Source organism: Bradyrhizobium sp. USDA 4503 (assembly GCF_054055815.1).
In genome coordinates, this window is the sequence record NZ_JBSRXS010000001.1 from 6113465 (window position 1) to 6127475 (window position 14011).

Consider the following 14011-nt stretch of genomic DNA (forward strand, 5'->3'; position numbering starts at 1 on the left):
GGGCGGAGACACAAAATGACAAAAATCAGGATCGGGCTGGCCGGCTGCGGCTTCGTGTCGGAGCTGCATATGGTTGCCTACCGGCGCGTCTATGGCGTCGACGTCGAGGTGAGGGCGGTCGCGGCGCGCGGCGATCATGTCAATGCGTTCGCCCGCAAGCACGCAATCCCGAACGCCTATCGCAGCTTCGCCGAGCTGATCGCCGACCGCGAGCTTGACGTGATCGACATTTGCACGCCGCCGAACCTTCACGCCGCGATGATCGTCGAGGCAATGCAGGCCGGCAAGCACGTGATCTGCGAGAAGCCGTTCAGCGGCTATTTCGGCCGCGACGGCGACAAGGCGCCGATCGGCAGGTATGTGCCGAAAGCGCTGATGTACCAGCGGGTGATGGAGGAGATGGAGGTGACCCGCGCCGCGATCGAGCGAAGCGGACAACTCTTCATGTATGCGGAGGACTGGATCTACGCACCGGCGGTGACCAAGACCGCGGAGATCATCCGCGCGACAGGCGACAAGATCCTGTTCATGAAGGGCGAGGAGAGCCATTCCGGCTCGCATGCGGCGCATGCCGCCGAGTGGGCGATGACCGGCGGCGGCTCGCTGATCCGGATGGGCTGTCATCCCCTGTCGGCGGTGCTCTATCTCAAGCAGGTCGAGGCCAAAGCGCGCGGCGAGACCATCACGGTCGCCAGCGTCACCTGCGACGTCGGCAATGTCACCGCCGGCCTTAAATCCGAGGAGCGCGCCTACATCAAGGCCAATCCTGTCGATGTCGAGGATTGGGGCACGCTGACCGCAACCTTCTCCGACGGCACCAAGGCAACGGTGTTCTCCGGCGACATGATCATGGGCGGCGTGCGCAATTTGATCGAGACCTATACGAGCGGCGGCTCACTGTTTGCCAACATCACCCCGAACACGCATCTGACCAGCTACCAGACGAGCGAGGAGAAGCTCGCCTCGGTCTACATCACCGAAAAGGTCGATCGCAAAACCGGCTGGCAATATGTCTGCCTCGAGGAGGAATGGACCCGCGGCTACCTGCAGGAGATCCAGGATTTCATGGAATGCGTCGCGACCGGGCGGCAGCCCCTCGCGGACCTCGCGCTGGCGTATGAGACGACCAGGGTAAATTACGCCGGCTACTGGGCGGCGGATGAGGGCAGGCGGGTGGTGTTGTAACGGCGCGGGAAGAGCAGCGTGATTGCTCTCGTCCCATAGTGCGTATGCCGGGCCGTCCATCCTTCGAGGCTTGCTCCGCTCGCACCTCAGGATGACGGAGTCGAGAGCAGCATGTGAGTCTGGTACGTCGTCGCACTCCTTTTGGTTACCCTGCGGCTGCTCTTCCCTTCTCCCCTTGTGGGAGAAGGTGGCGCGCACAGCGCGCCGGATGAGAGGTTGTCACCGCGTCATTCGCTCGAGCGGCGAGGCGACATCTCCCCTCACCTCGCCCCGCTTGCGGGGAGAGGTCGGATTGCATCGCCAGATGCAATCCGGGTGAGGGGGTACAGGTCTCATCGCGATCGCATTCGCGGAGAGAAGCCCCTCACCCCAACCCTCTCCCCGCAACAGCGGGGCGAGGGAGCGCAGCCCCGATGCGGCGGCAGTCTCGCCTCGTCGCCACGCTACGCCGCGTACACCGAACCCTTCGGCAGCGGAAACACCGGATCCTGGGTGCGGATATTGGTCGGCCACACCACGGTGATGCGCTCGCCGGCGTTCTGCATCACGACCGGCGTCGAGCGCTCGTTCTGGCCGGACAGCGGCGTGCCCGGCGGATAGAACTTCACGCCATAGCCCTGGATGGTGCCGCCTGCGGGGATGTCGACGTCGAGCGCCGCCTTGCGGATCGCCTCGGGATCGAAGCCGCCGTACTTCTCCTTGGCGACCGGCAGCACATTGTTGAGCAGGATCCAGGTCTGGTTGAAGCCCATCGAGCAGTGCGGCGGCACTTCGGTCGCATTGGTCTTCTCGCGGTAGCGCGCGACCATGGTCTTGGTGAGGTCGCCGATTCCCGGCGCGAGCTTGGCGGGGTCGAGCAGCTGCGCCGGCACCGGATCGATGTTGCAGAAATTGTCGATGTCGGCGCCGAAGGTCGCGCGCAGCTTGTCGAGCTGGCTGTAGCCGGCGCCGGCGCCGAACAGCATCTTGAACTTCAGCCCGCTCTCGCGTGCCTGGCGCAGGAACAGCGTGATGTCGGGATTGTAGCCGGCATGCGAGATCACGTCGGCCTTGGCGCGCTTCAGCTTGGTGACCAGCACCGAGAGATCGGGCGCGGAGGCGGAATAGCCCTCCTTCAGCGCGACCTGCAGCCCGACCTCCTTGGCGAAGGCCTCGTCGGCCGCGGCGACGCCGACGCCATAGGGCCCGTCCTCGTGGATCAGCGCCACCTTAACGTCCTTGGGCTCCATGCCGAGCTTGGCTTTGGCATGCTCGTTGATGAAGCTCGCGAAGGCCTGGCCGTACTGGTCGGAATGGATCTGCGCGCGGAATACGTATTGCAGGTTCTTGTCCTTGAACACGGCGGTCGAGACTGCGGTCGTGATCCACAGGATCCGCTTCTGCTGCTCGACCTTGGCGGCGAGCGGCACCGCGTGGGAGCTTGCGAACACGCCGTTGAGGATGTCGACCTTCTCCTGGTCGATCAGGCGATTGGCCTCGTTGATCGCGACATCGGGCTTGCTCTGGGAATCGACGTTGACCGGCGCGATCTTGTACTTGCCACCGATGCCGCCCTTCTCGTTGACGAGGTCGATCGCGATCTGGGTGCCGATCGAGGAGGCGACCGAGCCGCCGGCGGCGAACGGGCCTGTCAGGTCGTAGATCACGCCGATCCGGACCGTCTCGGCCTGCGCCTGCGCCCGTGTCCAATCCAAGCTGAAAGCAGCGGCGGCAGCCGCTGAAGTCTTCAGCAGCGTCCTGCGTGAAGTCGGCATCGCGTCCTCCCCTGAAACCGTCAGTTGTATGACGGGTCTGCTTGTTTTCGCGGAGTATTGGGAGGCAAGGTCGGAAAGTCAACGCGGCTTGCGGCTGCGGCGTCTTGCGCTTTAGGAGGGAGTGTCATCTCTATCACCGCCACCCCGAGGAGGCCGCAAAGCGGCCGTCTCGAAGGGCGACGGCCCAACTGGGGCCGTGCATCCTTCGAGGCTCGCTCCGCGCGCACCTCAGGACGACGGGTCGAAAAGTCCGGTACGAGCGCTGGAATGACGGAGGAGAATCTACTCCATCACCGCGGCATGATCCGATGGCGCCGACTGCGCGCGCAGCGTGGCCTTGGTCGAGCCGATCATCAGCGCGAGCGGGATCGAGACCAGGATGAACAGCATCACCAGCTGGTAGTCGTGCGAGAACGCGATGATCTGCGACTGCGCCGCCACCATCTTGTCGGCCATCGCGCGGCCGGCATCGGTGTTGAGGTTGATCATGCCCGATACGTCGGGCATCTGCAGCGCGTGGTTGAACGGATTGATCTGCTCCGACAGCTTTGCGTAGATCCGCCGTCCGCCTTCCGTCAGCTGCGCGATCACGATCGAGATGCCGACCGAGCTTGCGACGTTGCGCAACAGCGTCAGCATCGAGGTGCCGTCGGTGCGCAGATGGTTGGGCAGCGACATGAACGCCACCGTCGACAGCGGCACGAACACGAGGCCGAAGCCGAAGCCCTGGATCACGCTGACGACGATGATCTCGTTGGCCTGCGTCATGTCGGTCCAGCCGGTCATCTGGAACAGCGAGGCCGCGGTCAGCGCCAGGCCGGAGATGATCAGCGTGCGCGCCTCGATGTAGCGCATCATGCGGCCGACCAGCATCATCGCGACGAAGGTGCCGGCGCCGCGGGTCGCCAACAACAGGCCCGCGGTGATGATCGGGTAGCCGACCACGTTCTGCAGATAGGGCGAGGACAGCGCCATCGTCGAATACAGCACGAGGCCCATGACAGTCATGAACACGCAGCCGCCGAGGAAGTTCTTGTCCTTGAACAGCGCGAACTGGATGAACGGCCGGCTGGTCGTCAGCGAATGGGCGAAGAAATAGTAGAAGCCGATCGCGGAGACGATGAATTCGATCATGATCTCGTTGGATTCCAGCCAGCCGAGCTGCTCGCCGCGGTCGAGCGCGAGCTGCAGCGAACCGATCGCGACCGCGAGCGCGCCGAACCCGAACCAGTCGAAGCGCAGATTGAGGTCTTGCTTGGTCTCGTCCATGAAGACGGCAAGGCCGAGCACGGTGATGGCGCCGAATGGCAGGTTGACGAAGAACACCCAGTGCCAGGAATAGGTCTCGGTCAGCCAGGCGCCGAGCGAGGGCCCCATGATCGGGCCCATCATCACGCCCATGCCCCAGATCGACATCGCTTTCGCGCGCTCATGCAGCGCGTAAGAGTCGAGCATCACGGCCTGCGACAGCGGCACCAGCGCCGCGCCGAACACGCCCTGCAGCAGGCGGAACAGCACCATCTGGTTGATGTCCTGCGCCAGGCCGCAGAACACCGAGGCGACGGTGAAGCCGGCCGAGCAGATGATGAAGATGCGCTTGCGGCCATAGCGGTTGGCGATCCAGCCCACCGGCGCGGTCATGATCGCGGCCGCGACGATGTAGGAGGTCAGCACCCAGTTGATCTGGTCCTGCGAGGCCGACAGCGAGCCCTGCATATAGGGCAGCGCGACGTTGGCGATCGTGGTGTCGAGCGCCTGCATGATCGTCGCGGTCATCGCGCAGATCGTCACCATGTTCCGGCGCATGCCGGGTACGGCGGATGGTGACGGTGCATTCATTCAGGTCGGTCCTGTTCGAGCGCTGGAAACCCGCTCCCCCGCAAGCGGGAGAGGGGGCGCACTGTCTCTGCGGTCGATGATCGACCGCTTCTTCTCTCTACTCGTGGTCCGGGTGCGCCGAGGCCGGCGCCAGCCCGAGCAGGCCGGCCAGCGTGCGGCGGTGGTTGGTGTCGATCGTCGCGTAGACGCTCATGCCGGCTTTCAGCTTCTTCACGAACGGATCGTTCTCGTCGAAATAGATCCGCACCGGCACGCGCTGCACCACCTTGACGAAGTTGCCGGTCGCGTTCTGCGGCGGCAGGATCGCGAACTGTGCGCCGGTGCCGGGCGACAGCGAGCCGACCTTGCCCTTGAACCGATGGTTGGGGAACGCGTCGACGTCGAGCTCAACCGGCTGGCCGACCGCGACATAGGTGAAGTCGCTTTCCTTCGGATTGGCGTCGACCCAGGGATGGTCGACGTCGATGATCGAGAACACCGGCGAGCCGGCGGCGACGAAGCGGCCGAGCTGGATCTGGTCGACCTGGGTCGCGACGCCGTCCATCGGCGCGCGCAGCACGGTGTGGTCGAGATTGCGCTGGGCGTCGTCGAGCTTGGCCTTGGCCTGGGCGTAGGGCGGGAACTGTTCGATCGGCAGGTCGATATCGCCGAGCAGCTGCGTCTTGTCCTTGGAGATCTGCTGCCTGATGTATTGCGCCAGGCTCTCGGCCGTCACTTGCGCATTCGCCGCGTTGTCGAGGTCGAGCTGCGAGCCGAAATTCTGCTTGGCCAGCGTCGACTTGCGTTCGACGTCGCGCTTCTTCAATTCGATGCTCTGCTGGGCGAATTCCAGCATCCTGCCGTTGATCTTGATGTTGTCGACCAGGTTGTCATAGGTGGTCCTGGTCTGGTCGAGCGCGGCCTTGGCCTGCGCCACCGCGAGGCGGAACGGCACGGGGTCGATCTCGAACAGTTCGTCGCCCTTCCTGACGTGCTGGCCTTCCTTCACGACGATCTTGTCGATCTTGCCGGAGATTTCCGGCGTGATCAGCACCTTCTGCGCGCCGACATAGGCGTCGTCGGTGCCGACATAGCGGCCGCCATTGAGATAGAACACGATGCCGCCGATCGCAGCGAGCGTCGGCAGCACGACCAGCAGCAGCGTGCGGCGATAGCGCCGCAGACCGGCCATCAGGCGACGGCGCGGCGCGCGGCTGGCCTTGCCCGACGGCGCAGGCTCGCCCGGATTGCTCTTCTGCTCGGGGGGCCAGTTTGAGGACGGGTTCAGCCATAGCGCTGTTCCTTTCGGGAGGGCTCGCCGGCTGGGGTCTGGACGGCATTGCGAACGTTTTCCTTGATCGATTCCAATTGGGTGAGCAGGCGATACGCGTCAGCGGGGCTGATGCCCTCGAGCGCGGTCGCGGTGAGTTCGGAGCGGAGGCCGGCGAGCTTGCCGAGCAGCGGGCGCGCGGCCTTCTTCAGATAGAGGCGGTTGACGCGGCGATCGTTCTCGTCGCTGCGGCGCTCGATCCAGCCATTGTCGCAGAGCTTGTCGATCAGCCGCGTCAGCGTGATCGGCTGCACCTCGAGCAGCTCGGCGAGCTCGGTCTGTTTCAACCCTTCCTGGCGTTCCACCTTGGACAGCACGGCCCATTGCGCGCGGGTGATGCCGTAGCGTGCGGCCTCCTTGTCGGCATAGACGCGGATCAGCCGGAACACTTCGCCCAGCGTAAACAAGAAATCGGTGTCCACCGAACCGCGCATCGATCCTGCCTCCATAAGCTTGGGATATAATAAGCTTGCTTATGATTTCTGCATGCCGGGTTAACGCGAGGCTGCCCCGCATTGCGGGCATGGCTGCAACGCGGCGGCGAACCGGGGTTGAGAGAGCCGGGCTTTGGGAACGGGCGCGCAAATGCTACATATCGAGGCAATGAGCCTGGCCAAGCCGACATTTCCTGCCCCCGACCACGATCACGGCCGCTGCGCCGCGGACGCGATGGCGCATGCCGAGCAGGTGTGTGCGCGCCGCGGCCAGAAATTCACCCCGATCCGCCGTCAGGTGCTGCAGGCGCTGCTGTCGAGCCATCGCCCGCTCGGCGCCTATGAGGTGATCGACGAGCTGGCCAAGACGATGCCGCGGCCGGCACCGATTACCGTCTACCGCGCGCTCGACTTCCTGATGGAGAACGGCCTCGTCCACCGCATCGAGAGCCGCAACGCCTTCCTCGCCTGCGCGCATGACCATGACGAGACCTCGATGGTGGCGTTTTTGATCTGCGACCATTGCGGCTCGGTCGGCGAGATCCCGGCCGCCCCCGTCGCGCAAAGCCTGACCGCGGCGGCGCGGGCCTCGGGGTTCATCCCGAAACTCTCCGTCGTCGAGATCGCCGGCACCTGTGCGCACTGCCAAAAGACGTGATGGCGCGATGGTTTCAGCTAACTCGCACTGCTTTCGAGCTACCTCGCCCCGCTTGCAGGGAGAGGTCGAAATTCGCGGTAGCGAATTTCGGGTGAGGGGGACTCTCCGCACGCTCGCCTCTATCGAATTTGCGGCGACGGCCCCTCACCCCAACCCTCTCCCCGCAGGAGCGGGGCGAGGGAGCCCAACCGGCAATTAACAACACGGCACCAAGCCGGCCCGCGAGGAAACATGTCGACCCAAGCGATCTCCGCCAGCGTCACGAGGCCCGTCAGCGTCGGACACGGGCTGCCGCCCGGCGCCATCGCCGTGATGCTGATGCTGTGCGTGAGCTGGGGCTTCAACCAGCTTGCGGTGAAACTCGCGCTGCCCGACGTGCCGCCGATGTTGCAGGCGATGATCCGCTCCGCCGGCGCGCTGCCGGTGATGCTGATCGTCGGCCACCTGCGCGGCGTCAAATTCTTCGAGCGCGACGGCACCCTCGTCCCCGGCATCATCGCCGGGCTGATGTTCGGCTGCGAGTTCGTGCTGATCTTCACCGGCCTCGTCTTCACCTCGGCCTCGCGCGCCTCGGTGTTCCTCTACACCGCGCCGTTCTTCGTTGCGCTCGGCTCGCACCAGTTCCTCGGCGAGCGTCTCTCGACCGTGCAGTGGAGCGGGCTTGCGCTGAGCTTTGCCGGCGTCGCGCTCGCGATCGGCGTGCCGCAGCCGAACGTCGATGCCAAGGTGCTGCTCGGCGACCTCATGGTGGTCGGCGGCGGCGCGCTGTGGGCGGCAACTACGCTGGTCGCCAAGGGCACGGGCTTGCGCAAGGCCGCGCCGGAAAAGGCGCTCGGCTACCAGGTCGCGATCTCGATTCCGATCCTCGGCCTTGCCGCCTGGATCGCGGGCGAGCGCATCGAGCATGTGCCGAGCGCGCTGTCGATCTCGCTGCTCGCCTATCAGGCGGTCTGGGTGGTGGGCTGCACGTTCGTCATCTGGTTTGCGATGGTGAAAACCTACTCCGCGAGCAAGCTGTCGGCCTTCACCTTCGTCACGCCGCTGTTCGGCGTGGTCGCGGCCTATTTCATCATGCACGACACCCTGACGGCGGTGTTCGGCGTCGCCGCGCTGCTGGTGATCGCCGGGCTCTATCTCGTCAACAAGCCCGACCCGAAGGTGACGCCGGATCCCAACGTGCCGGCGTGAGGTTATCCTGGGTGCCGTGCGCTCAACTCTCTCCCCGTCATGCTGAGGAGCGCGGAACGCGCGTCTCGAAGCACGACGGCCCAGCCGGCACCCGGGCCGTTCATCCTTTGAGGCTCGCAAGAGCTCGCGCCTCAGGATGACGAGCAAAGAGGAGCGGAATGCCGCAGACAACCGGAGCGCAATCCCGTTACATCATCCGCTCATGCATCTCGAAATCGACGTAGACCGGCGGAAGATGCAGCCCGCGGCCGGCAAGCATTTTTGCGCTCCCGGCTCCGAGATCGGTGACCTCGAGTGAGATGCCGAGCCCGTCCCGGTAGAGGATCGGCTGATAGCCCTTGATGATTCTCTGGCCGAACGCGGGATAGGGCGGCGCGCCATCGGAGAACGCGTGGCGGAATGCCTGGTAGAGCGTCGACGATCGCAGGGTCTCCATCGCGGCGCGCCCATGCCCTTCGGCAAGGCAGATGCGGATTCGGAAATAGGTGTTGTAGCTTTGACGCAGCTTCTCGATCGCAATGAATCCGGCTGCGCCCGCTCCGTCGAGCGCGTAATAGGCCGTCGTCCGATCCTGTTCCGGCGTCGCCGTCTCGGCCGCCTGCAACTGCCCTTTCTCCTTGCGCAGCAGGCCGGCAATGTCGGTCTGTCCCGCGTCCTTGCGCAGTTCAACTGCGCAATTGCGCACGATGCTGGTGCTTGCGCGATGGTTCAGGTCGATCTCCGCGCCGCCGTCCGGTAGGGCGTGCCAGCCGGCGGCCTCAAGTCGCGCCCCTGATCCGGAAAACAGCGCGTTGAATGGCGGTGAGGTGATGCCGTGTCCGTAACGCGCGCAGAGATCGACGACGATCCCGCACGCGGCGGTGACGCCGGGGTCGGTCTTGTCGGCGCCGGCCGACGCCCCGCCATCCGCCGGGATCGCGAATACGGCCATGACGGCTTTGGAAAAACCGGAGACCTTGCGTTCCGCCTCTTGCCTGGCGAGCACGGCCGGATTTGCTTCCGATGAATCGACGCCGGACCTCGCCCGTGCCGTCGAAGCGGTCTGCAGGCTTCGGCGGCCGAGTGCGGCGAGGAAGCAGAAGGCAGAGAAAGCAAAGGCGCAGGTCGCCGGGATCGCGGCGATCAATCCATACGGCACGTGCACGCCAAACCATGCCTCGATGCGATCCTGGACAGCGGAAAAGAGGTAGAAGATGACAAACGGCGCAACGGCGAAGAACACCGCAAGGCCGGTGGTCAGGCCACTGTCGTGGAAGCGCCGGGCCGTCACGGCATACAGCGGCAGCGCTATTGCGACGGCGGCGTAGACCGTCTTGTCGAGCTGATGGGCTGCGAGCAGGAGCAGCAGACAAAAGCCGAAGAACCACCAGAACTCGGCGCGCGAAGCCCGTCCGGTGAAATCAGCATACTTCCTGAAACAGGTGGCGATCGACGCAGTGGGATGCACGACCATCTCCGGCAGACGGCAGCACTCTAGCGGCGAAGATTTACGTTTCCCTATTGCTGAGCGGACAATTGTGGCCTTCAGGCGCAATTGCGGACGGTATCGATTTACGTCAACATCGCCTCCACGAAGGCTCCCATGCGAGGGATGCCGTTGGAGGCGCGCTGATGCCAATCGATGCCACTGATGCAATTGAAGCCGGTATTCGCTCCGCGTTCACCGCATACTCCAAGGAGGATGATCCGGACTGGCGGAGCGCGTGCTGGATCAAGCCGGATGAGTGCTCCCATCTGGCACGGAGCATTTTGAAGGAGTTGGCGGCCCGCGGCCTTGAGATCGTCAAGAAGCCGGCTTGATCGCCTCAAGACTCCGACGATTCATGTCGCGAGAATGCGGATGTATGACTCATCGGCGCGCCAAACATTCAGCGTCGTCCTGGCGAAGGCCAGGACCCATTACCCCAACTGTCGGTTGTCGCGTGGCGCTGGGGGCCGCTTTCCCGTTCACAAGCAAATTCGGTGGTTATGGGTCCTGGCCTTCGCCAGGACGACGGAGGAGACATCGCGCTTCCCCACTAACCCCTCTCGATTGGCAGGGACTCATCCTTCGCCCATTCGCCCATCGAGCCGTCATAGAGCGTGAGATTGTCGTAGCCGAGCCGATGCAGCTGGAACAGGTCGATGGTCGCGGAGATGCCGCCGCCGCAATAGGCGACGACGCGCTTGTCCCTGGTGATGCCTTGCGCTGCGAAGATTGCTTCGGCCTCCTCAAGCGGCACGAACGTCTTGGCCTTGGGATCGATCAAGGTCGCCGCCGGCACGCTGACGCTGCCGGGGATGCGGCCGGGCCGGCCGTAACGGCTCGGCTCCAGTCCCTTGTAGAATTGCGGGCCGAGCGCGTTGACGATGACGGTGTCGCCTTCCGTGGTCGCGTCGAGCACGTCATGCTTGTCGACGAACATGCCGTCCTTCGGCCGCGCCGGAAACGTCGCCGGCGGATAGCCGCCGGCAAGTCCGGTCTCGATGTCGCGTCCTTCGGCGGTCCACTTGTCGATGCCGCCGTCGAGCACCGCGGCACCCTCGAAGCCGAGCGAGCGCAGCATCCACCAGAACCGCGTCGCCCACATCGCGGTGCCGATCGAATAGAGCACGACGCGGCTGCCCGCCGAGATGCCGTGGCGGCCGAACGCGGCTTCGAGCTGCGCTGTCGGCGGCATCATGAAACGCAGATGGGTATGGGCATCCGAGAACTCGGCCTGCAAATCGAGGAAATTGGCGCCCGGGATGTGGCCGGCCTCGAAGGTCTGGCGGCCCGAGACGACCATATAGGGAGCGTTGCTGCCGGCGGGGGCCGGCTCCAGATAGGTCGTGCAGTCGAACAGGCGAAGATCCGGCCGGGTCAGGATCTCGGCAAGTTCCGCCGTGGTGATCAGCTCGCTGTTGCCGGCCATTTTGCGTCCTCCCGGTGTGTGTTTAACGGGATGCTAAGATGCGCCAGATCACATGAAAAGCTGTCACTTTGCCCTTTGATTCACCCCAATCCGGTCCAATATAGCTGGGCATGCAGGACGCCGCTGCATGGCTTGCGTTTGGCCTCAATCGGCGCCATAAGCTATTGAATTCACTCCGAAACACGATCGTTTGGCCCGCCGCGCGCGAGGCCCATCGCCCCCTTGGTGAATGTCACCAAAACCTGATATTCGAGACGCCATGAACAAGCCAGAGATTTTGCCGCAAGACGACGTCGCCGGCCCCGCGCCGCGGCACCAAACCACGCAGGTCATGGTCGGCAACGTCGCCGTCGGCGGCGGTGCGCCGATCGTCGTGCAGTCGATGACCAACACCGACACCGCCGATGTCGACGGCACCATCGCCCAGGTTGCCGCGCTGTCCCGCGCCGGCTCCGAGATGGTCCGCATCACCGTCGACCGCGAGGAAGCCGCCGCTGCCGTGCCGCACATCCGTGACGGCCTGCGCAAGCGCGGCATCACCACGCCCCTGATCGGCGACTTCCACTATATTGGGCACAAGCTGCTCGCCGAATATCCGGCCTGCGCGGAGGCGCTCGACAAGTACCGCATCAATCCCGGCAATGTCGGCTTCAAGAACAAGCGCGATACGCAGTTCGCCGACATCATCGAGATCGCCAACAAGAACAACAAGCCGGTGCGCATCGGCGCCAATTGGGGCTCGCTCGACCAGGAGCTGCTCACCAAGCTGATGGACGAGAACACGGCGTCTGCGAATCCGCGCGATGCCCGCGCGGTGACCCGCGAGGCGATGGTGCAGTCGGCGCTGCTGTCGGCCGCGCGTGCGCAAGAGCTCGGCATGCCGAAGAACAAGATCATCCTGTCGGCCAAAGTGTCGGCCGTGCAGGACCTGATCGCGGTCTATCAGGAAGTCGTGCGCCGCTCGGATTATGCGATCCATCTCGGCCTCACCGAGGCCGGCATGGGCTCGAAGGGCATCGTGGCCTCCTCGGCCGCGCTCGGCATCCTGCTGCAGCAGGGCATCGGCGACACCATCCGCATCTCGCTGACGCCGGAGCCCGGCGGCGACCGCACGCTGGAAGTGCAGGTCGCGCAGGAATTGCTGCAGACCATGGGCTTCCGTACCTTCGTGCCGCTGGTTGCGGCATGCCCGGGCTGCGGCCGCACGACCTCGACCACGTTCCAGGAGCTGGCGCGCTCGATCCAAGATTTCATCCGCGACGAGATGCCGGCCTGGAAGACCAAGTATCCGGGCGTCGAGCAGCTCAACGTCGCCGTGATGGGCTGCATCGTCAACGGCCCCGGCGAATCCAAGCACGCCAATATCGGCATCTCGCTGCCCGGTACCGGCGAAGCGCCAGCCGCGCCTGTCTTCGTCGACGGCAAGAAGTTCCGCACCCTGCGCGGCCCCGGCATCGCCGCCGACTTCAAGGCACTGGTGATCGACTATATCGACCAGCGCTACGGCAACGGCGCCAAGCTGCCGGAGCAGGCCGGCGCCGCGGAGTAGTTTCACTCCGCGCGTGACCCACACTCAACCGTCGTCCCGGCGAAGGCCGGGACCCATAACCACAGGACGTGGTTGTGGCGCGAGATGCGGGTTACCAGCCTCCGCAAAACCCGGTCCTGTGGTTATGGGTCCCGGATCTGCGCTCCGCTTCGCTGCGCTTGTCCGGGACGACAGATATGTTTGAGGCGCAGATTGCGCTTCCGTCGATGCGCGTTACCATGCTCCCAATCAAGAATGATTGGGAGAACGCCCATGAGCTCGCTATCCGGCAAGCAGGGTCCGCGCTATCGCCACCTCGCCGACCAATCCGAGCCCTATGAGACCATCGGCGTCGAGAAGCTGACGCCGATCATCGGCGCGGAGATCTCCGGCGTCGATATCGGCAAGCTGGTCGGCGACGATGCGCGCTCCAATCGCCAGATGGACGAGATCCATCGCGCGCTCGCCGAAAACCTCGTCATCTTCTTCCGCGACCAGCACATCAGTCCCGACCAGCATCTCGCCTTCGGCCGCAAGTTCGGTGAGCTGCATGTGCATCCGGCCGCGCCCAACGAGGGCGATCCGGCGCTGATGAAGATCTATGCCGACAAGGATAGCCCACGCGCGAATGGCGAGGGCTGGCACACCGACGTGTCCTGCGATCTCGAGCCGCCGATGGGTTCGATCCTCTACATCAAGCAGTGCCCGCCGCGCGGCGGCGACACCCTGTTCGCCAACATGTACGCCGCCTATGAGGCGCTGTCGGACCGCATGAAGGCCTATCTCGACGGGCTGACCGCGCTGCATGACGGCGAGCAGACCTATCGTGGCCTGTATGCGAACTACGGCGTCGCCGACAAGCGGGAATATCCTCGCGCCGAGCATCCGGTGGTCCGCACCCACCCGGTGACCGGCAAGAAATCGCTCTACGTCAATCGCGGCTTCACCCGCTTTATCGTCGGCATTCCGCGCGACGAGAGCGACGCCATGCTGGCCTATCTCTACCAGCACGCCGAGAACCCGCTGTTCCAGTGCCGCTTCCGCTGGACCGAGAACGCGATCGCGTTCTGGGACAACCGCTGCGCCCAGCACCGCGCGATGTGGGATTACTGGCCGCACACCCGCTCCGGCACCCGCGTGACCGTGAAGGGAGAGCGGCCGGTGTGAGGAATTGCGTGCTGCGTTGGTTCCACCCATCCTACGAACTACGAACTGAAAAAAT

Annotated in this window: 11 protein-coding genes and 1 pseudogene; 6 read left to right on the forward strand and 6 right to left on the reverse strand. The window is 64.6% G+C overall.

What is annotated here, in order from left to right:
• The first annotated feature begins 15 nt into the window (after window positions 1-15).
• A complete protein-coding gene (locus ACVMIH_RS29110; protein ID WP_229192015.1) occupies window positions 16-1185 on the forward strand; it encodes a Gfo/Idh/MocA family protein in 1170 nt (389 codons plus the stop codon).
• 443 nt (window positions 1186-1628) lie between these two features.
• On the opposite strand, the gene ACVMIH_RS29115 is transcribed toward ACVMIH_RS29110, so the two are convergent.
• The 4 genes and pseudogenes from ACVMIH_RS29115 to ACVMIH_RS29130 all read right to left on the reverse strand — a co-directional run bounded on the left by ACVMIH_RS29115 (window position 1629) and on the right by ACVMIH_RS29130 (window position 6521).
• Entirely contained in the window at window positions 1629-2939 is a 1311-nt protein-coding gene (locus tag ACVMIH_RS29115) for an ABC transporter substrate-binding protein (RefSeq protein WP_057016785.1), read from the reverse strand.
• 282 nt (window positions 2940-3221) lie between these two features.
• Window positions 3222-4778 (reverse strand): MDR family MFS transporter, encoded by a 1557-nt coding sequence (locus ACVMIH_RS29120; RefSeq protein WP_253638107.1) that lies wholly within the window; start codon window positions 4776-4778, stop codon window positions 3222-3224.
• Between the two features lie 97 nt (window positions 4779-4875).
• Window positions 4876-6049: pseudogene (locus ACVMIH_RS29125) on the reverse strand (HlyD family secretion protein).
• Entirely contained in the window at window positions 6042-6521 is a 480-nt protein-coding gene (locus ACVMIH_RS29130; RefSeq protein ID WP_085970781.1) for a MarR family winged helix-turn-helix transcriptional regulator, read from the reverse strand. Before ACVMIH_RS29130 ends, ACVMIH_RS29125 begins: the two are co-directional and overlap by 8 nt.
• Before the next feature lie 169 nt (window positions 6522-6690).
• Between ACVMIH_RS29130 and ACVMIH_RS29135 the strand changes: the two genes are divergently transcribed.
• The gene (locus ACVMIH_RS29135) at window positions 6691-7179 is read left to right on the forward strand and encodes a Fur family transcriptional regulator (protein ID WP_026191999.1); all 489 of its coding nucleotides are present in this window, start codon (window positions 6691-6693) and stop codon (window positions 7177-7179) included.
• A 231-nt stretch (window positions 7180-7410) separates the two neighbouring features.
• On the forward strand, window positions 7411-8367 hold the full coding sequence (locus ACVMIH_RS29140; protein WP_028343556.1) for a DMT family transporter: 957 nt from the start codon (window positions 7411-7413) through the stop codon (window positions 8365-8367).
• Window positions 8368-8554: 187 nt separating this feature from the next.
• Here the strand turns inward: ACVMIH_RS29140 and ACVMIH_RS29145 are convergent, their stop codons facing one another.
• The gene (locus tag ACVMIH_RS29145) at window positions 8555-9814 is read right to left on the reverse strand and encodes a DUF805 domain-containing protein (protein WP_456864283.1); all 1260 of its coding nucleotides are present in this window, start codon (window positions 9812-9814) and stop codon (window positions 8555-8557) included.
• A gap of 164 nt (window positions 9815-9978) precedes the next feature.
• Here ACVMIH_RS29145 and ACVMIH_RS29150 point away from each other — a divergent pair, with 164 nt between their 5' ends.
• Entirely contained in the window at window positions 9979-10167 is a 189-nt protein-coding gene (locus ACVMIH_RS29150) for a hypothetical protein (RefSeq protein WP_038387623.1), read from the forward strand.
• A 218-nt stretch (window positions 10168-10385) separates the two neighbouring features.
• Here the strand turns inward: ACVMIH_RS29150 and ACVMIH_RS29155 are convergent, their stop codons facing one another.
• Entirely contained in the window at window positions 10386-11261 is an 876-nt protein-coding gene (locus ACVMIH_RS29155) for a sulfurtransferase (protein ID WP_456864285.1), read from the reverse strand.
• Between the two features lie 259 nt (window positions 11262-11520).
• Here ACVMIH_RS29155 and ispG point away from each other — a divergent pair, with 259 nt between their 5' ends.
• Entirely contained in the window at window positions 11521-12810 is a 1290-nt protein-coding gene (gene ispG / locus ACVMIH_RS29160; protein WP_057016780.1) for a flavodoxin-dependent (E)-4-hydroxy-3-methylbut-2-enyl-diphosphate synthase, read from the forward strand.
• Between the two features lie 252 nt (window positions 12811-13062).
• The gene (locus ACVMIH_RS29165) at window positions 13063-13956 is read left to right on the forward strand and encodes a TauD/TfdA dioxygenase family protein (RefSeq protein WP_028343560.1); all 894 of its coding nucleotides are present in this window, start codon (window positions 13063-13065) and stop codon (window positions 13954-13956) included.
• The last annotated feature ends 55 nt before the right edge of the window (window positions 13957-14011 follow it).